17 protein-coding genes, 2 tRNA genes and 1 pseudogene are annotated in these 16,222 nt (G+C 65.0%); 11 read left to right on the top strand and 9 right to left on the bottom strand.

Annotated features, from left to right (window positions below):
* The first annotated feature begins 10 nt into the window (after positions 1 to 10).
* The 7 genes from C448_RS02565 to C448_RS02535 are packed head-to-tail and all read left to right on the top strand — an operon-like array spanning position 11 to position 6,261.
* Positions 11 to 274: a hypothetical protein gene (locus C448_RS02565; protein ID WP_004051688.1), complete on the top strand. Its 264-nt coding sequence runs from the start codon at positions 11 to 13 to the stop codon at positions 272 to 274.
* A gap of 13 nt (positions 275 to 287) precedes the next feature.
* Positions 288 to 866, top strand: a complete 579-nt coding sequence (locus C448_RS02560; RefSeq protein WP_004051687.1) for a V-type ATP synthase subunit E — start codon at positions 288 to 290, stop codon at positions 864 to 866.
* Positions 863 to 1,924: a V-type ATP synthase subunit C gene (locus C448_RS02555; RefSeq protein ID WP_004051686.1), complete on the top strand. Its 1,062-nt coding sequence runs from the start codon at positions 863 to 865 to the stop codon at positions 1,922 to 1,924. The genes C448_RS02560 and C448_RS02555 overlap by 4 nt, the downstream gene beginning before the upstream one ends.
* Before the next feature lie 40 nt (positions 1,925 to 1,964).
* Positions 1,965 to 2,291, top strand: a complete 327-nt coding sequence (locus C448_RS02550; protein WP_004051685.1) for a V-type ATP synthase subunit F — start codon at positions 1,965 to 1,967, stop codon at positions 2,289 to 2,291.
* 3 nt (positions 2,292 to 2,294) lie between these two features.
* On the top strand, positions 2,295 to 4,052 hold the full coding sequence (locus C448_RS02545) for an ATP synthase subunit A (protein ID WP_004051684.1): 1,758 nt from the start codon (positions 2,295 to 2,297) through the stop codon (positions 4,050 to 4,052).
* Between the two features lie 9 nt (positions 4,053 to 4,061).
* The gene (locus tag C448_RS02540; RefSeq protein ID WP_004051683.1) at positions 4,062 to 5,522 is read left to right on the top strand and encodes a V-type ATP synthase subunit B; all 1,461 of its coding nucleotides are present in this window, start codon (positions 4,062 to 4,064) and stop codon (positions 5,520 to 5,522) included.
* 25 nt (positions 5,523 to 5,547) lie between these two features.
* The gene (locus C448_RS02535) at positions 5,548 to 6,261 is read left to right on the top strand and encodes a V-type ATP synthase subunit D (RefSeq protein ID WP_004051682.1); all 714 of its coding nucleotides are present in this window, start codon (positions 5,548 to 5,550) and stop codon (positions 6,259 to 6,261) included.
* Here the strand turns inward: C448_RS02535 and C448_RS02530 are convergent.
* Positions 6,258 to 6,551, bottom strand: coding sequence for a hypothetical protein (locus C448_RS02530; RefSeq protein WP_004051680.1), 294 nt, complete (start codon positions 6,549 to 6,551; stop codon positions 6,258 to 6,260). The two genes, C448_RS02535 and C448_RS02530, sit on opposite strands and share 4 nt — an antisense overlap.
* Positions 6,552 to 6,591: 40 nt before the next feature.
* Positions 6,592 to 7,185, bottom strand: coding sequence for a DUF6663 family protein (locus C448_RS02525; RefSeq protein ID WP_004051678.1), 594 nt, complete (start codon positions 7,183 to 7,185; stop codon positions 6,592 to 6,594).
* Between the two features lie 69 nt (positions 7,186 to 7,254).
* Here C448_RS02525 and C448_RS02520 point away from each other — a divergent pair, with 69 nt between their 5' ends.
* On the top strand, positions 7,255 to 8,172 hold the full coding sequence (locus C448_RS02520) for a cobalamin-binding protein (RefSeq protein ID WP_004051676.1): 918 nt from the start codon (positions 7,255 to 7,257) through the stop codon (positions 8,170 to 8,172).
* Here the strand turns inward: C448_RS02520 and ubaA are convergent.
* Positions 8,169 to 8,981 carry an SAMP-activating enzyme E1 gene (gene ubaA, locus C448_RS02515; RefSeq protein WP_004051675.1) on the bottom strand — a complete coding sequence of 271 codons (813 nt, stop codon included), beginning with the start codon at positions 8,979 to 8,981 and terminating at the stop codon, positions 8,169 to 8,171. The genes C448_RS02520 and ubaA overlap by 4 nt on opposite strands.
* A 91-nt stretch (positions 8,982 to 9,072) precedes the next feature.
* On the opposite strand from ubaA, the gene C448_RS02510 reads away from it, so the two are divergent.
* Positions 9,073 to 9,843 (top strand): DUF7282 domain-containing protein, encoded by a 771-nt coding sequence (locus C448_RS02510; RefSeq protein ID WP_004051674.1) that lies wholly within the window; start codon positions 9,073 to 9,075, stop codon positions 9,841 to 9,843.
* A gap of 201 nt (positions 9,844 to 10,044) precedes the next feature.
* Here the strand turns inward: C448_RS02510 and C448_RS02505 are convergent.
* Positions 10,045 to 10,117: transfer RNA gene (locus C448_RS02505), tRNA-Ile, on the bottom strand.
* A 149-nt stretch (positions 10,118 to 10,266) separates the two neighbouring features.
* Positions 10,267 to 10,339, bottom strand: a tRNA-Asn gene (locus C448_RS02500).
* 84 nt (positions 10,340 to 10,423) lie between these two features.
* Here C448_RS02500 and cca point away from each other — a divergent pair.
* Positions 10,424 to 11,773 carry a CCA tRNA nucleotidyltransferase gene (gene cca, locus C448_RS02495; RefSeq protein ID WP_004051671.1) on the top strand — a complete coding sequence of 450 codons (1,350 nt, stop codon included), beginning with the start codon at positions 10,424 to 10,426 and terminating at the stop codon, positions 11,771 to 11,773.
* Here cca and C448_RS02490 read toward each other — a convergent pair.
* From C448_RS02490 to C448_RS15790, 4 genes and pseudogenes are all read right to left on the bottom strand, one after another.
* Complete coding sequence (locus C448_RS02490; protein WP_004051669.1) at positions 11,752 to 12,762, bottom strand: histone deacetylase family protein; 1,011 nt, start codon at positions 12,760 to 12,762, stop codon at positions 11,752 to 11,754. The genes cca and C448_RS02490 overlap by 22 nt on opposite strands.
* A gap of 34 nt (positions 12,763 to 12,796) precedes the next feature.
* A complete protein-coding gene (locus tag C448_RS02485; RefSeq protein WP_193363106.1) occupies positions 12,797 to 13,243 on the bottom strand; it encodes a histone family protein in 447 nt (148 codons plus the stop codon).
* Between the two features lie 45 nt (positions 13,244 to 13,288).
* A complete protein-coding gene (locus C448_RS02480) occupies positions 13,289 to 14,728 on the bottom strand; it encodes a single-stranded DNA binding protein (RefSeq protein ID WP_004051666.1) in 1,440 nt (479 codons plus the stop codon).
* Positions 14,729 to 15,042: 314 nt separating this feature from the next.
* Positions 15,043 to 15,144, bottom strand: a pseudogene (locus C448_RS15790) (IS5/IS1182 family transposase); the annotation flags it as partial.
* A gap of 134 nt (positions 15,145 to 15,278) precedes the next feature.
* On the opposite strand from C448_RS15790, the gene C448_RS15315 reads away from it, so the two are divergent.
* The gene (locus tag C448_RS15315; RefSeq protein WP_080503143.1) at positions 15,279 to 15,704 is read left to right on the top strand and encodes an NAD(P)-binding protein; all 426 of its coding nucleotides are present in this window, start codon (positions 15,279 to 15,281) and stop codon (positions 15,702 to 15,704) included.
* The last annotated feature ends 518 nt before the right edge of the window (positions 15,705 to 16,222 follow it).

The raw sequence follows: 16,222 nt of genomic DNA, 5'->3' as shown, positions 1-16,222 counted from the left end.
GAACTAATCCATGATAGGACTCGAACTCACGGCTGCGTTTATCGACGCGATGGTACTGCTTCAGCAAGGTGGCCCGGCGATCACCGGGACCGGCGTGGCGGCGCTGGCGGTCGGGTTGGCCGGCTTCGGCGCGGGCTACGCTGAGCGCGGGATCGGTGCGGCGGCGATCGGTGCGCTCGCCGAGGACTCGATCTCGTTCGGTATCGCCCTGGTGTTGACCGTGCTGCCGGAGACGATCGTGCTCCTCACGCTGGTCACACTGTTCCTGCAGTAGCGCCCTCCCATCAATGAGTCTCGATACGGTCGCCGAAGACATCAAAGACGACGCTAGGGAGCGCGCCGAGCGCATCGAACGCGAAACCGACGAGCGCGCCGACGAGATCCTCGCCGAGGCCGAGAGCGATGCAGACGAGATCATCGCCGAGCGCGAGGACGATCTCGATTCGCGGATCGAGCAGGAACGCGAGCAGAAACTCTCCAGTGCGAAGCTGGAGGCCAAACAGAAACGCCTCGAAGCCCGCCGCGACAGCCTCGCCGACGTCCGCGATCGGGCCGAGGCGGCGGTTGCGGACATCTCCGGTGACCGGCGCGAGGAGCTGACCCGCGAGCTGCTCGACGACGCCGCGGGGGAGTTCGACGACGGCCCCGTCACGGTGTACGGTCGCGACGACGACGCTGCACTCATCGAATCGATCGTCGCCGACTACGACGGCTTCGAACACGCCGGCTCGGTCGACTGCCTCGGTGGCATCGTCGCCGAGAGCGACGCCTCGCGCCTGCGGGTGAACAACACCTTCGACTCGGTGTTCGACGCGGTCTGGGACGAGGAGTTGAAGGCGGTCAGCGAACGACTGTTCCAGCAATGAGCACGCGAACGAACGGATCGGGGTCGAACTACGAGTACGTCACCGCGCGCGTGCGGTCGCGCCGGGCAAAACTGTTCGACGAGGACGATTACCGAAAGCTGATCCGGATGGGACCAGGCGAGATCGCCCGGTTCATGGAGGAATCGGAGTACGAGGAGGCGATGAACGCCCTCGGCGCGCGCTATTCGGGCGTCGATCTCATCGAGCACGCCCTCCACCGCAACCTCGCGAACCACTTCGACGATCTGCTTCGGTTCGCCGAGGGACGACTGTACGACTACATCGCGCGCTATCTCCGGCAGTTCGACGCCTGGAACATCAAAACGGTGATGCGCGGGATCTACTCGGACGCCGAGCGCGAGTCGGTCGAGACCGACCTCATTCGTGCCGGCGAGTTCTCCGAGCGGCGCATCGAGCGCCTGCTCGGCGCGGAGTCGATCGAGGCGGTGATCGACGTGCTCGCGGACACGATGTTCGGCGACGCGCTCGCCGGTGCTTACGGCGAATACGAGGAGCGAGCGGTGCTCGTCCCCCTCGAAAACGCCGTCGATCGGGCGTTCTACGAGGCGCTGATCGCGGGGCTCCCCTCGGAGCCGAGCCGGGCGACACAGCTGTATATCGATTTCCTCGAAGCCGAGATCGACTTCCGCAACATCGAGAACGCGCTGCGGCTCTCGCGAAGCGGTGCGGACGTCGACCCCGCTGAATACTACATCGACGGCGGGCGGCTGTTCGACGAGGAGGGGATCGGCGCGCTGGTGGCCAACACCGACGAGCTCGTCTCGCGCCTGCGCGAGAGCACGTACGGCGACGATCTCGACGCAGCGTTGAACGAGCTCGAATCAGCCGAGGGCCTCTCGGGCGTCGAGCGTGCGCTCAACAGGGCGCTGCTCGAATACTCCCGGACGCTCTCGAACCGGTATCCGCTCTCGGTCTGTCCGGTGTTCGCCTACGTGCTGGCGAAGATGCGCGAGGTGGACAACGTCCGCGCGATCGCGCGCGGCAAGGAGGCGGGGCTCGACCCCGAGACGATCGAGGAGGAGCTGGTGATGGTATGAACCGACAGGCCGAAACCGGCGCAGTCCCGATGGGGGACGCATGAGCCAGGAGATCGCCGTCGTCGGCAGCCCGGAGTTCACGACGGGCTTTCGGCTCGCAGGCGTCAGGGCCTTCGAGAACGTTCCCGACGACGAGAAAGACGCGGCACTCGATGCGGCCGTCGAGCGGGCGTTCGACGACGAGGAGATCGGTATCGTCGTGATGCGAGAGGACGATATGGAGCATCTCTCGCGCGGCGTCAGACAGAACGCCGAGACGAGCATCGAACCCACATTGGTAACCCTCGGCGGCGAGGGGGCCGGCAGCGGCGGACTGCGCGAGCAGATCAAACGCGCCATCGGCATCGACTTGATGGACGAGAACTAATTTATGAGTCAGGCAACCGATACACAGGGTGACGAGGACGGCACGATCGCGAGCGTGAGCGGCCCGGTCGTCGTGGCGGCGGACCTCGGCGCGCGGATGAACGACGTGGTCTACGTCGGCGACGAAGGGCTGATGGGCGAGGTGATCGAGATCGAGGGCAACCGGACGACGATCCAGGTCTACGAGGAGACCTCGAACGTCGCCCCCGGCGAGCCCGTCACGAACACCGGCGAACCCCTCTCGGTCGATCTGGGGCCCGGCATGCTCTACTCGATCTACGACGGCGTCCAGCGCCCGCTCGACGAGCTCGAAGACCAGCTCGGCGCGTTTCTCGACCGCGGTGTCGACGCGCCGGGCATCGAGATGGACGAGAGCTGGGAGTTCACGCCCACCGTCGAGGAGGGTGACGAGATCGAGGCCGGCGATATCGTCGGCACGGTCCCGGAGACCGAGAGCATCGAACACAAGGTGCTCGTGCCGCCGGACTACGAGGGTGGCGCAGTCACGAACGTCGAGGAGGGCGCGTTCACCGTCACCGAGACGGTCGTCGAACTCGACTCGGGCGAGGAGGTCACGATGCATCAGGAGTGGCCGGTGCGCGAGGCCCGCCCGACGGTCGACAAGGAAACGCCGAAGACGCCCCTGATCACGGGACAGCGCGTCCAAGACGGGCTGTTCCCGCTCGCGAAGGGCGGAACGGCGGCGATCCCGGGACCCTTTGGCTCCGGGAAGACCGTCACTCAGCAGAGCCTCGCGAAGTACGCCGACGCCGATATCGTCATCTACATCGGCTGTGGCGAGCGCGGCAACGAGATGACGGAAGTGATCGACGACTTCCCCGAGCTCGAAGACCCCAACACCGGGAAGCCGTTGATGAGCCGGACCTGCCTCATCGCCAACACCTCCAACATGCCGGTCGCGGCGCGCGAGTCGTGTGTCTACACGGGCATCACGATCGCCGAATACTACCGCGACATGGGCTACGACGTGGCGCTGATGGCCGACTCCACCTCACGGTGGGCGGAGGCGATGCGCGAGATCAGTTCGCGCCTGGAGGAGATGCCCGGCGAGGAGGGCTATCCGGCCTACCTCGCGGCGCGCCTCTCGGAGTTCTACGAGCGCGCGGGCTACTTCCAGAACATCAACGGCACTGAAGGATCGATCTCGGCGGTCGGCGCTGTCTCCCCGCCGGGCGGTGACTTCTCCGAACCCGTCACCCAGAACACGCTGCGCATCGTGAAGACGTTCTGGGCGCTCGACGCCGACCTCGCCGAACGCCGGCACTTCCCGGCGATCGACTGGGACGAGTCGTACTCGCTCTATCGCGACCAGCTCGACCCGTGGTTCGAGGAGAACGTCGCGAGCGACTGGCCCGAGGTGCGCCAGTGGGCCATCGACACGCTCGACGAGGAGAGCGAGCTCCAAGAGATCGTCCAGCTGGTCGGTGAGGACGCGCTGCCGGACGACCAGCGGCTCACCCTGGATATCGCGCGCTATCTGCGCGAGGCGTTCCTCCAGCAGAACGCGCTCGACGACGTGGATGCCTACTCCGCGCCGGAGAAGACCTACCTCATCATGCAGGCGATCAGGACCTACAACGACGAGGCGTTCGCGGCGCTCGATGCGGGCGTGCCGGTCGAGGAGATCACGGATATCGACGCCGCACCGCGGCTCAACCGCATCGGCACGACTGCGGAGTACGAGGCGTTCATCGACGACGTCGAATCGAACATCGAGAGCCAGCTCCGGGAGAAATACTGACGACCGAAAATGAAAGAATATCAAACCATCGAGGAGATCAGTGGGCCGCTCGTGTTCGTCGAGATCGACGAACCGGTGGGCTACGACGAGATCGTCGAGATCGAGCTACCGAACGGCGAACAGAAGCGCGGCCAGGTGCTCGAATCGAACGAGGAGTTCGCCTCGATCCAGGTGTTCGAGGGGACCGACAGCATCAACCGCGAGGCCTCGGTCCGGTTCCTCGGCGAGACGATGAAGATGCCCGTCACCGAGGACCTCCTCGGCAGAGTGCTCGACGGCTCGGGCCGCCCGATCGACGACGGCCCCGAGATCGTCCCCGAGGAGCGCGAGGACATCATCGGGGCGGCGATCAATCCAACCGCCAGAGAGTATCCCGAGGAGTTCATCCAGACCGGTGTCTCGGCGATCGACGGGATGAATACCTTGGTACGGGGCCAGAAACTGCCGATCTTCTCGGCGTCCGGCCTCCCGCACAACGACCTCGCGCTCCAGATCGCCCGACAGGCGACGGTGCCCGAGGAGATCGACGAGGAGGGCGATGACGAGGATGGCTCGGAGTTCGCAGTGGTGTTCTGTGCGATGGGCATTACGGCTGAGGAGTCGAACGAGTTCCTCGCGGACTTCGAGCGCACCGGCGCGCTCGAACGATCGGTCGTCTTCTCGAACCTCGCGGACGACCCTGCCGTCGAGCGTCAGATCACGCCGCGGCTCGCGCTCACCACGGCCGAGTATCTCGCCTTCGAGAAGGACTATCACGTGCTCGTCATCCTGACGGACATGACCAACTACTGTGAGGCGCTGCGCGAGATCGGGGCCGCCCGCGAGGAGGTGCCCGGTCGGCGTGGCTATCCGGGCTACATGTACACCGACCTCGCCCAGCTCTACGAGCGCGCGGGCCGGATCAAGGGTCGCGAGGGCTCGGTGACGCAGATCCCGATCCTGACGATGCCCGGCGACGACGATACGCACCCGATCCCCGATCTGACTGGGTACATCACCGAGGGCCAGATCATGATGGATCGCAACCTCAACTCGCAGGGCGCGCAGCCGCCGGTCAACGTGCTGCCGAGCCTCTCGCGGCTGATGGACGACGGGATCGGCGAGGGGCTCACGCGTGAGGATCACGGCGACGTCTCCGACCAGCTCTACGCCGCCTACGCGGAGGGTGAGGACCTGCGCGACCTGGTGAACATCGTCGGTCGCGAGGCGCTCTCCGAGCAGGACAACCGCTATCTCGATCTGGCCGACCGCTTCGAGACCGAGTTCGTCGATCAGGGCTTCGACAACAACCGCGACATCGAAGACACGCTCGACATCGGTTGGGACCTGCTCTCGACGCTCCCGAAATCGTCGCTCAACCGCATCGACGAGGAGCTCATCGAGAAATACTACCGCGAGGATGCTGGCGAACCGGACGAGGAATCGACGAGCGACGAGAGCGACGCGGCCGAGTCCGAGGCCGAAGCTTAAGGGTCTCGGTCGACTATTTCAGGCAATGGCAAACGACGTCAAACCCACGCGCAAGGAGCTGATGGCGATCGAGGATCGCATCGATCTCTCCGAGCGCGGTCACGACACCTTGGAGCAGAAACGCGACGGGCTCATCATGGAGTTCATGGACATCCTCGATCAGGCCCAGGACGTGCGATCGGGTCTCGGCGACGATTACGAGGAGGCCCAGGAGACGATCGACATGGCGCGTGCGATCGAGGGTGATCTCGCGGTGCGCGGGGCGGCCGCGGCGCTCAAAGAGCACCCCGAGATCACCATCCAGTCGAAGAACATCATGGGCGTCGTCGTCCCCCAGATCGAGTCCTCGAAGGTGCAGAAGGGGCTCGACGAGCGCGGCTACGGCATCCTCGGCACGAGCGCGCAGATCGACGAGGCTGCCGACGCCTACGAGGAACTCATCGACTCGATCGTTCTCGCCGCCGAGGTCGAGACCGCGATGAAGAAGATGCTCAACGAGATCGAGACCACCAAACGGCGGGTCAACGCTCTCGAATTCAAGCTGCTGCCCGAACTCCACGAATCACAGGAGTACATCGAGCAGAAGCTCGAAGAGCAGGAGCGCGAGGAGATCTTCCGGATGAAGAAGATCAAGAACAAGAAGGAAGAAGAGGAGCGCGAGGCCCGCGATGAGGTCAGCGCCGAGGAGAGCGAGGAGACCGACCGCCCCGAGGGCGAAGTCGCTGTCACCTCCGATTAATCATCGGTACGCTCGCTGTAGGCCGCATATCGCAGCAGGTTCATGCTCCATTCTTCCGGGAGATCGTCGACGAGTTCGGTGACGCTTTCCTGGCCGTAATCACCGTCGAGCAGCGCCGCGATGTGATCGGCAGCTTTCCCGTAGGCGACGCTCTTGCCTTCGGCGTCGCCCGCGTCGTGCTCGGCCATCCCGTCGCCGTTCTCGATCGCGTCGAGTTTGTGCATCCCGCTCAGCACGCGCAGTCGCAGTCGCACGTTCTCCAGGTCCTTGCGGTCCGTCTCGTCGAGCATGGGTGGTCGCGTTTGGATAGCGTGGCGTATAAACGACGCGTCAGAGGCCGTCGTAGCTCTCGATCATCGTCTCGGCGAACTGGCCATCCCGATCGGCCGCGATGACCACGAGAACGAACGGTTCGTCGGCCGGTTCGAGGACGAACACCGCGAACGGTGGGTCGGCGCTCGCAGCCAGCCGGCCGATGAGCGGCTCCAGCGGCGTGATCCCGTCGGCGAACTCGTCGTAGAGGCGTCGCTGACCGGCCTGTTTGGCGAACGTGTAGACGACGCCGTTGGCCTCGTTGTCGGTGTTGCGCGTCGTCCGTGCGTTCATCGCTCGGCCCTCGCGTTCGGCCTCCTGCCACGTCTCGTGGGCGACCTCGAAGATGCCGGTCGCGCCGTCGGCGAACTCGACCGTCGTGCGTGTCTCGATGTCGGTCTCGGCGAAGCGGGGCGTTCCGTCCGTCCAGGAGAGCGTGGCGGCGATGCGGTTGCCAGGTTCGACGTCGTCGACCGTCCGTCCGAGATCGCCGTCGTAGCCCTCGGTCGTGACGTAGGTCGGGTCCTGTGAGCTCGTGTCGAGCAGAAGGAGTTCGGCCGGATCGCGTGGACTGGCGAGCACGCGGAAGGTGCCGCTCGTCGTCGATTGCATACGTGCTGGTGGCTCCGTACGGTGAAACCGTTCACGAAGGGCTATGGTCGTCGCGCCCCTCGATCGGGCATGCGCGTCGTTTCGTTACTCCCCTCGGCGACCGAGATCGTCGCGGCACTCGGCATCGAGCCGGTCGGCGTCTCCCACGAGTGCGATCATCCCCCGCGAATGGCCGAGAAACCCGCCGTCAATCGCTCACGGGTCGATCCCACCGCATCGAGCGGGGAGATCGACGAACAGGTGCTCGAAGCCGAGCGGTCGGGCGGCGTCTACGATATCGAACTCGACACGCTCGCACGCCTCGATCCCGATCTCGTCGTCTCACAGGGGATCTGCGAGGTCTGTGCGGTCGACGCGGTGGCCGTCCGTGAGGCGGTCGACGAGCTACAACTCGACTGCGAGGTGCTCACGACCGATCCCCACAGCATCGGCGACGTCTTCGACGACATCCGTCGCATCGGCGCGGCGACCGGGACTGAGGACCAAGCGTCGGCACTCGTCGCCGATCTCGAAGCGCGCGTACAGGCCGTCGAGCGAACGGCCGAGATGACCGACGAGCGCCCGCGCGTGGCGGTGCTTGACTGGACCGATCCCACAATGGTCGCCGGCCACTGGATCCCCGAGATGGTCGAGCTGGCCGGCGGTTCCTATGGATTGACGGACCACGGAGCGGCCTCGCGCCCGGTCGAGTGGGAGACGATCCGCGAGTACGACCCCGAGGTGCTGGCCGTCGCGCCCTGTGGATTCGATCTCGATCAGACGACCGAGAACCTCGCTGACCTGACCGATCGTCCGGGCTGGGACGAACTCACCGCCGTCCAGGACGGTCGGGCGTACGCCATCGACGGCCACCAGTACGTCAACCGGCCCGGAACCCGGTTGGTCGACTCGCTCGAACATCTCGCCGGCGTGATCCACCCTGAAGCCTTCGCACGCCCGCCGGAGGAGGCTGCGCGCCCGCTATCGGCGTTGCTCGTCGAGTCCTAGTCGGCGACCGCACAGGAACCGGCGTACTCGATCTCCTCGATCGAGTCGATACCGCTCTCGCCACAGACCGGACAGTCGGGGTTCGCCCCGAGCGGGAGCTCCTCGAAACTCATCGCCAGCGCGTCGTAGGAGAGCAGTCGGCCGTCGAGGCGCTCGCCGATGTCCATCAGGGATTTCACCGTTTCGGTCGCCTGTATCGTGCCGATCACGCCGGGGAGCATGCCGAGCACACCCGTCGTCGCACAGTCGGGCACCGTTCCCGCCGGTGGTGCCTCGGGGAACAGACAGCGATAGCATGGCGACTTGCCCTCGAAAGTCGTCACCTGGCCCTCGAAGCGGTAGATCGCGCCGTGCGAGAAGGGGATCCCGGCGAGCGTGCAGGCATCGTTGACGAGATATCGCGTTCGGAAGTTGTCGGAGCCGTCGACGACGAAGTCGTACTCGTCGACGAGCGAGCGGACGTTGTCGGGACCCAGTCGCTCGTCGTGAGGTTCGACGATCACGTCGGGGTTCAGCTGCTCGACGAACCGGGCGGCGCTGTCGACTTTCTTCTCGCCGACGTCGTCGTCGCCGTGGACGATCTGGCGCTGGAGGTTGCTGCGCTCGACCACGTCGTCGTCGACGATGCCCAGCCGGCCGACGCCCGCGGCGGCGAGATACTGGATCGTCGGCGCGCCGAGCCCGCCCGCGCCGACGACGAGCACGCGCGCGTCGAGCAGCGACCCCTGGCCAGCGGGACCGACCCCGTCCATGATGATGTGACGGGAATACCGGTCGAGCTGGGTCGCGTCGAGGCTGAGATCGCTCATACGACCCCTACGTCGCCGGCGGAATAAACGCGCGGGTCGTCCGACCGATATCTCTACATTTATGTCGGATGGATTTGTAGACGCACTCAGTATGCAACCACGTTCGATCGCCATCGCTCTCGTCGCGGCCCTCCTCGCCGTGAGCGCCGGTACGGGCGGCGCGCTCGCCGTCACCGACTCCCTCCACGCACAGCAGTCACCGGCCGGCACGACCGACGCGGGCACGGCAACGAGCGGCACGGGCGACTCCGCAACCGGAACGAGCGGTCCGTCCGTCACGTTCGACGACCAGAACAGCAGCGGCGAGAGCGTGCTCATCTCGTCGGCAACGCTGCCCGAGAAGGGGTTCGTCGCCATCTACGACAGCACCCGCTCGGGCAACGAGACGAACCAGGTCGTCGGTGCCTCCTACCCGCTCAGCGCCGGCACGTCGGACAACATTCGCATCCAGCTCGACGAGCCGGTCAACGGATCGACATCGCTGACGGCGGTCGTCCACACCGACAGCAACGGCAACGACCAGTTCGATTTCGTCTCCTCGAACGGCCAGCAGGACCCCCCGATCACGCAGGGTGACCGCCGCGTCGTCGACATCGCCCAGGTCACCGTCGAGGACGCCGGGAACGCCGGCGCAGCGACGGACTCCGCGAGCGACGACAGCGCCGCCACCGACACCGGCGGCGAAGCGACCGAGGCTGGCGATGCCGACAGTACCGAAGCCAACGCTAACGCCAGCGGCAACGAAAGCGGTGGCGGGAACGGGAGCGGCGACGGTAGCAGTTCGTCCGGTCCCGGCTTCGGCCTCGCCGTCGCAGTCGTCGCGCTGCTCGCGGTCGCACTGCTCGCAACGCGCCGAAACTAAACACACGACCCTCTTTTCACTCGCAGCGAAGTCGAGAATCCTTCGCGAACCACTCACAGCGCTGCCGAACCGCCCATCGTAGCGGAATCGAAAGGGATGGGCCCTGTCGGATTCGAACCACGGTCGTTTCGCCCGCTTCACTCCCTGCTCCGAATCCTCGGCCACTGATTTACGGCTCGCTATCGCTCGCCGGAGAATCGATGGGCCCTGTCGGATTCGAACCAACGACCACTCGGTTATGAGCCGAGCGCTCTTACCACTGAGCTAAGGGCCCGTCTACGGGCATAGTCATCCATCGTGGCATAAAAGTGCGTCTGTTGGCGAAATCGGGGTCGTACGGCCGGCACAGCCCGACGAATCCGCTGATGACCTTCGCTGTTGTCCCGAAGTTGCACTACGCGGATCGAAATCCAAGAATTTTGACGCCGCCGCCAGGGCTCGAACCTGGGACAACCTGGGTAACAACCAGGTGCTCTACCAACTGAGCTACGGCGGCCCTGTCTTGACAAAGCGGGAGTTCGTTCATAGCCGTTTCGCTTTCGACCGACACGCTTTCGCCCGGTGCCCCGGGAGGGACGACATGACCGACGCCCTCGACACACTCCTCGCGCGGGTCCGCGAGCGCGTCACGCCCGACGGCGACGAGCGAGCCCGTCTCGACGCCGCAACCGCCCGCCTCGACGAGCGCGTCGCGGCGGCCATCGACGACTGCCCCGTCGCGGCCGACACCCTCCACGTCGGCTCGACCGCCCGCGGGACGTGGCTGCCCGGCGACCGCGACATCGACCTGTTCGTTCGGTTCCCACCGGACCTGCCGCGGGCGGAGCTCGAACAGTACGGGCTCGCCATCGGCCACGCCGTGCTGCCCGATGGCCACGAGGAGTACGCCGAACACCCCTACGTCACCGGCGAGTTCGAGGGGTTCGCCGTCGATCTCGTCCCCTGCTATCGCGTCGAGAGCGCGACCGCCATCCGGTCGGCCGTCGATCGCACCCCATTCCACACGCGCTATCTCGCCGCCCGCCTCGACGACGCGCTCGCGACCGACGTCCGCGTCGCCAAACGATTCCTCACGGCGATCGGCGTCTACGGCAGTGACCTCCGCACCCGCGGGTTCTCGGGCTATCTCACCGAACTGCTCGTGCTCGAACACGGCGGCTTCCGGGAACTCGTCACCGCGGCCGCCGACTGGCAGCCACCCGTGCGTTTCGACCCGGAAAACCACGGCACGCGGCGCTTCGACGACCCGCTCGTGGTGATCGATCCGACCGATCCCGAGCGCAACGTCGCGGCGGTACTTTCGGCCACCAATCTCGCCCGCTTTCAGCACCACGCGCGGCGATTGCTCGCCGATCCCGACGACGATCGCTTCGCTCCTCGTTCGGCAACGGCGCTCTCGTCGGCAGACGTTCGACGTGAACTCGATCGCCGCGGGACGACACCCGTCGCCATCCGGTTCGACGCGCCGGCGCTCGTCGACGACCAGCTCTACCCACAGCTCGAGAAATCGCTCGCGGGCGTTCGCACCGCCCTCGACGACCACGGCTTCGACGTGCTCCGCTCGCGGGCGTTCGCCGACCGCGCGGGAGTCCTGCTCTACGAACTCGCCGTCGCCGAGCGCCCCGCCGTCGAGCGACACGAGGGCCCGCCGGTGAGCGCGCGCGAGCACGCCGACCGCTTCTACGAAACCTACGCGACCGCCGACTGCGATGGCCCGTTCGTCGACGGCGACCGCTACGTCGTCGAGCGCGAACGCGACTACCGGACGGCAGACGACCTTCTCGCCGACGGGTTCGACGGTATCGCACTCGGGACCGATATCGAACGGGCGATCGACGACGGCTACTCGGTTCTCGTCGGTGACGACGTCCCGGCGCTCGCCGACGAGTTCGGCACCGATCTCGCCGACTACTTCTCGCCTAGCCCGTGAGCCGTCCGCGCATCGTCGAGGATCGATCGTAGCCGATCGTCGACCTCACCGTCGGGCGCGACCGGCTCGTAGCCCTCGAACACCTCGTTCACTTTGTTGATGCTCTCCGAGAGCGTCTCCAGACCGTAGCCGCCTTCGAGGACAAAGCCGAGACCGGCATCGCAGCGCTCGGCGAGATCGCGGACGCGTGCGGCCAGTACGCCGTAGCCCTCCGTCGAGACCGTCATCCGCGAGATCGGGTCGTGTTCGTGGGCGTCGAAGCCAGCGCTCACGAGCAGCAGGTCCGGATCGAATTCGGTAAGCAACGGCGCGAACACGTCGTCGATGGTGGCGAGGTAGGCGTCGTCGTCGCCGCCGGCCGGGAACGCCACGTTCGCGGTCGTCCCCTCGCCGTCGCCCTCACCTGTTTCGCCGACCTCGCCGGACCCTGGGTAGAGCCCCCGTTCGTGAATCGAGCAGTAGAACACGTCGTCGCGGTCGTAGAAGATGTCCTGGATGCCGTTGCCGTGGTGGACGTCCCAGTCGATGATGGCGACGCGCTCTGCGGCCCCGTCGAGCGCCGACTGGGCGGCGATGGCGGCGTTGTTGAGGAAGCAAAACCCCATCGCGTCGTCGGCGACCGCGTGGTGGCCGGGCGGCCGACCGATGGCGAACGGCGTCTCCCGTCCCTCGGTGCCATCGAGGGCTTCGTGCGCGCTCCAGACGGCCTGGCCGGCGCTCTTGAGCGCCGCCTCCCAGGTTGCCTCGACGGCCACCGTGTCGGGGTCCCACTGGCCGCCGCCATCGGCGCAGAACTCGCGAACCTCCTCCACGTATTCGTCGTCGTGGACCGCGCGGGCCTGCGCCTCGTCGATCGCGTCGGCCTCGACGTACTCGACGCCGTGACGGCTTGAGAGCCCTTGGCGAATGGCGCGCAGGCGATCGGGACTCTCGGGATGACGCGGGCCGGTGTCGTGGTTCAGACAGTCGCTCGAATAGCCGTACCTCATCTTCCCCACCCCATGGCGGTTCGATCGACTGGGCTCACGACGCCTCCTCTGTCGGGTAGTACGGTTCGAGCTCGAAATACGCCTCGACGTCGGCGAGCGTGATCGTCCGCCGGTCGGCGTGGCGCGCGAGAACGGCTGCGGCCGACGCGACCCGACCCGCGTACCGTTCGAGAATGCCCGCGAGTGCGACCCGCGCGTCCATCGAGACGCGATATCGTTCGTCGATGTCGAGCCGGGCGATGCGATCGACGGGCGCGATCGGGAGCTCCGAGTCCGTCGAGCCGTCGCCATCGAAGTCCGCCACGCGCAGCGTCTTCCGGTCGTCGTCGGTCGCCCGATCGGCGGCCTCGCTGGCGAGTCGCGCACCCTGCCGCTGGATCCGGCGTGCGAGTTCCTCGGTGGCCTCGCTACTCACGCGCAACGAGCCCGCGTGCCGCCGGATGATCGCGTCGACCGGGGCGAACGGGAGCTCGACACTCATGGCCATACGGGAGTCTGTTTCGGTCTTAAGGGTTTCCGTGCCGGCTCAGAACAGCTCGTCGGCGTCGAGTCGTCCCTCCGAAACCGACCCGCGAGCGGTGAGCTCCTCCCCGAGACCGACGTCGGCGTCCGTCACGACGCGCATCGTCTCGCTGCCGTTGTCGAGAACGACCGGATCGCCCGCCTGAACGACCGTCCCGGTGAACTCCGTCGGCTCGCCGTCCTCGTCGCTCCCGCTGTCTCCACTTCCTCCATCTCCGCTTTCGTCGCCCGACACTGCTCGGTCACTTCCCGACTCGTCGCTTGTCCCAGCCTCCGTATCGCCGCCACCGAACGCGTCCAGCCCGTCCGCCGAATCGTCCTCTTCGTCGGCGCTCGTGGCCGCCCCACCGTCGATGGCGAACACGCTTGTGCGCCAGCCGGCGGAGGCTTCGAGATCGTCGCGCCAGCCGTCCTGGATCTCGACGTCCGCGAACTGGAGTTCGTCGCCCGCGGCGATATCGCGGTCGGCTTTCTCGCCCCAGAGCGCCACGCGGATGTCGCCGCTGTCGTCCTGGATCCGGACGTTTCTGACCTGGCCCTCCGAGCCGTCGTCGCGATCGAAGGTGCGTTTCGGATCGGTCGAGCGAACCACGCCACCGATGTCGGTGATCGTATCGATCTCCAAATCCTCGATCGGTGTCGTCTCGGGGACGTACTCGACATCGGCATCGACGGGTTCGAGCGTGCTCCGTGCGCTCAGATGGACTTCGAGTTCACCGTCGCGCTCGCGAACGTAGCCGTCGACGAGTTCGACCGTCGTTCCCGGATCGAGTTCGTCGGCGTGCTCGGTTTGCTCGTCCCAGAGCGTTACTCGAACCTTTCCCGTCTCGTCGCCGAGCGTGAGGTTTGCCACCTTCCCCTCCGAGCCGTCGTCGCGCTCGAAGGTCCGGATCGAGTCGGTGTCGAGCACGACGCCTGTGAGCGTGACGTCGGACTCGCCGAGCGTGAGTCCCTCGATGCTCTCCGCGCCGTCGAGGTCGACGTCGATCTCGACGTCCGCCGGCTCGGCGCGGTCGGCGCTCACCTCGATCCCGTTGTAGCCCTCGCGCGGTCGACCCGCGATCTTGAGCACGTCGCCGGGTTCGAGCTCCTCGACGGCCCCCTCTGCGGGTTCGTCCCAGAAGGCCACCCGCACTCGCCCCGTCTCGTCGGCGACCTCGACGTTGACGACCTTCCCGTCCTCGTCCTCGTCGTCTCGCTCGAAGCTACGGAGCTCGCCGACGTGCGTGACCTTCGCCGCGAACTTCGCCTCCTCCATGCCCGCCTCGATGTCCGCGATACCCTCGATCTCCCCGTCGGCGAGTTCGTGGGCGATGAGCATCGCCGCGGTCTCCTCGTCGGCGAGCCCGCCCATCTCCTCGACCTTCTCCTCGACGGCCTCGCGGAACTCCGTCTCGGGGACCTCGGCATCGAGGTCCGCATAGATGTCCGCTATCGCACCCATTGAACGAAACCATAGGCGGTGGCCGCTTAAGCGTTGTCGTCGCCGAACAGCCCGCCGCTGGCCGTCGATTTGTCATTTCCTTCGTTCGCACGATACGCCTTCGGTACGGCCCTCACGGGGTCGCGGTCGTCACCGTTTGCTCTGTTGATCGACAGACAGCGAAGGGGTGGGGTAGCTGAATACACCTCTTAGCGGCTCTAACCGACGATTCGACGTGACACACGNTCGACCGCCTCACTGATCGGCTGAGTTTCGCCGTCTCATGGATCGAGAAATTCCTCGCTCCGTATCTTCAGAAGTTATCCAAATGACTATCCGTTGCCGGCAGGATCGCTGATCTGGATCAGCGCTGCATCAGTAAGTTTTCGTGCGATCGAGACAGCCTGTTTGACGAAGCGGAAGAGAATCTTCTGCACAAAGACTCCTCTTCCGCTTTATCTCAATTGTTCTAACGACTCACCCCGACGCCGTCGGCGGATTCAATAGAGCCGAGTCGAACACATCACGTAGATATTAGTGGGCTCGTGATTAGAAGTCTGTACGCAAACCAATGACCAATCCAGAGCTAGAGAGGCTTAGAGGTCACATTCTACTCGCGGGTTGTAGTGACCTCACTGAGATAATCCTTGAAGAACTTCCGCGAACCACGGATGTGCTAGTGGTTGCACAAGACAGTCCACAGGATCAACTCTTTGCAGACAGTAATCGCCATTTTCTCAGTGGGGATCCTACCGATGAAGAGATTCTCACTCAAGCATGTCTTAGCGATGCACAAGCAATTCTGGTTGCTACGGGTGATGATGCTGAGAATGCACTTGTAATCTTAACAGCACGCCACTCAGATACTGATATCCACATTGTCTCCTCTTCGTCAAATAGTGAAAATATAGCAAAACTCAAGCGAGCCGGAGCAAACACTGTCATCAGCCCTCAAAGCATGGCTGGGCAACATCTCGTCCGATCCACTCTTGGCTGACAGCATGGAATGATCAGCCAAAGACAATATCAATATCTATGTAAGATAGGCCTATCAACTCCGGTAACCTTGGAGAGTGAAAACCTCAAAATATCGACAACACGTGCTGAGTGCAATCCTACAAACAAAAATGATTCAGCACGTCAACTCCAACGTCGACTATGGCCGATCAGTCGCGACACAGATTCCATCGGCGGAACGCGGTAAAGACACTTGGGAGTCTGGGTGCCGCCGGCCTACTCAGCGGCTGTAACTCAAATCTTGATATCCTCCCGAAGAGCGATTCGCAGAACGAACGCCGCAACATGCTCTGTTGATCGACAGACAGCGAAGGGGTGGGGTAGCTGAATACAACTCTTAGCGGCTCTAACCAACGATTCTACGTGACACACGATACAGAAACATAGATTTGCGGTTGGGTTAGAATTGACAGATTTGATAAAGATCGGCGGATGGATCGGCGTATCGCTGGTGATGCCTCTCAGACCATCTGACAGAGAAAGAGCGGGCGGCGGCGT

This window comes from Halococcus morrhuae DSM 1307 (genome assembly GCF_000336695.1).
In the GTDB taxonomy this organism is placed as follows: Archaea; Halobacteriota; Halobacteria; order Halobacteriales; family Halococcaceae; genus Halococcus; species Halococcus morrhuae.
This window is presented reverse-complemented; position numbering and strand designations above follow the sequence as displayed.

What these genes read in the sequence shown, in the direction of transcription:
- C448_RS02565 (WP_004051688.1), top strand. Translation starts at nt 11, where the DNA reads ATGATAGGACTCGAACTCACGGCTGCGTTTATCGACGCGATGGTACTG.
- C448_RS02560 (WP_004051687.1), top strand. Translation starts at nt 288, where the DNA reads ATGAGTCTCGATACGGTCGCCGAAGACATCAAAGACGACGCTAGGGAG.
- C448_RS02555 (WP_004051686.1), top strand. Translation starts at nt 863, where the DNA reads ATGAGCACGCGAACGAACGGATCGGGGTCGAACTACGAGTACGTCACC.
- C448_RS02550 (WP_004051685.1), top strand. Translation starts at nt 1,965, where the DNA reads ATGAGCCAGGAGATCGCCGTCGTCGGCAGCCCGGAGTTCACGACGGGC.
- C448_RS02545 (WP_004051684.1), top strand. Translation starts at nt 2,295, where the DNA reads ATGAGTCAGGCAACCGATACACAGGGTGACGAGGACGGCACGATCGCG.
- C448_RS02540 (WP_004051683.1), top strand. Translation starts at nt 4,062, where the DNA reads ATGAAAGAATATCAAACCATCGAGGAGATCAGTGGGCCGCTCGTGTTC.
- C448_RS02535 (WP_004051682.1), top strand. Translation starts at nt 5,548, where the DNA reads ATGGCAAACGACGTCAAACCCACGCGCAAGGAGCTGATGGCGATCGAG.
- C448_RS02530 (WP_004051680.1), bottom strand. Translation starts at nt 6,551, where the DNA reads ATGCTCGACGAGACGGACCGCAAGGACCTGGAGAACGTGCGACTGCGA.
- C448_RS02525 (WP_004051678.1), bottom strand. Translation starts at nt 7,185, where the DNA reads ATGCAATCGACGACGAGCGGCACCTTCCGCGTGCTCGCCAGTCCACGC.
- C448_RS02520 (WP_004051676.1), top strand. Translation starts at nt 7,255, where the DNA reads ATGCGCGTCGTTTCGTTACTCCCCTCGGCGACCGAGATCGTCGCGGCA.
- ubaA (WP_004051675.1), bottom strand. Translation starts at nt 8,981, where the DNA reads ATGAGCGATCTCAGCCTCGACGCGACCCAGCTCGACCGGTATTCCCGT.
- C448_RS02510 (WP_004051674.1), top strand. Translation starts at nt 9,073, where the DNA reads ATGCAACCACGTTCGATCGCCATCGCTCTCGTCGCGGCCCTCCTCGCC.
- cca (WP_004051671.1), top strand. Translation starts at nt 10,424, where the DNA reads ATGACCGACGCCCTCGACACACTCCTCGCGCGGGTCCGCGAGCGCGTC.
- C448_RS02490 (WP_004051669.1), bottom strand. Translation starts at nt 12,762, where the DNA reads ATGAGGTACGGCTATTCGAGCGACTGTCTGAACCACGACACCGGCCCG.
- C448_RS02485 (WP_193363106.1), bottom strand. Translation starts at nt 13,243, where the DNA reads ATGAGTGTCGAGCTCCCGTTCGCCCCGGTCGACGCGATCATCCGGCGG.
- C448_RS02480 (WP_004051666.1), bottom strand. Translation starts at nt 14,728, where the DNA reads ATGGGTGCGATAGCGGACATCTATGCGGACCTCGATGCCGAGGTCCCC.
- C448_RS15315 (WP_080503143.1), top strand. Translation starts at nt 15,279, where the DNA reads ATGACCAATCCAGAGCTAGAGAGGCTTAGAGGTCACATTCTACTCGCG.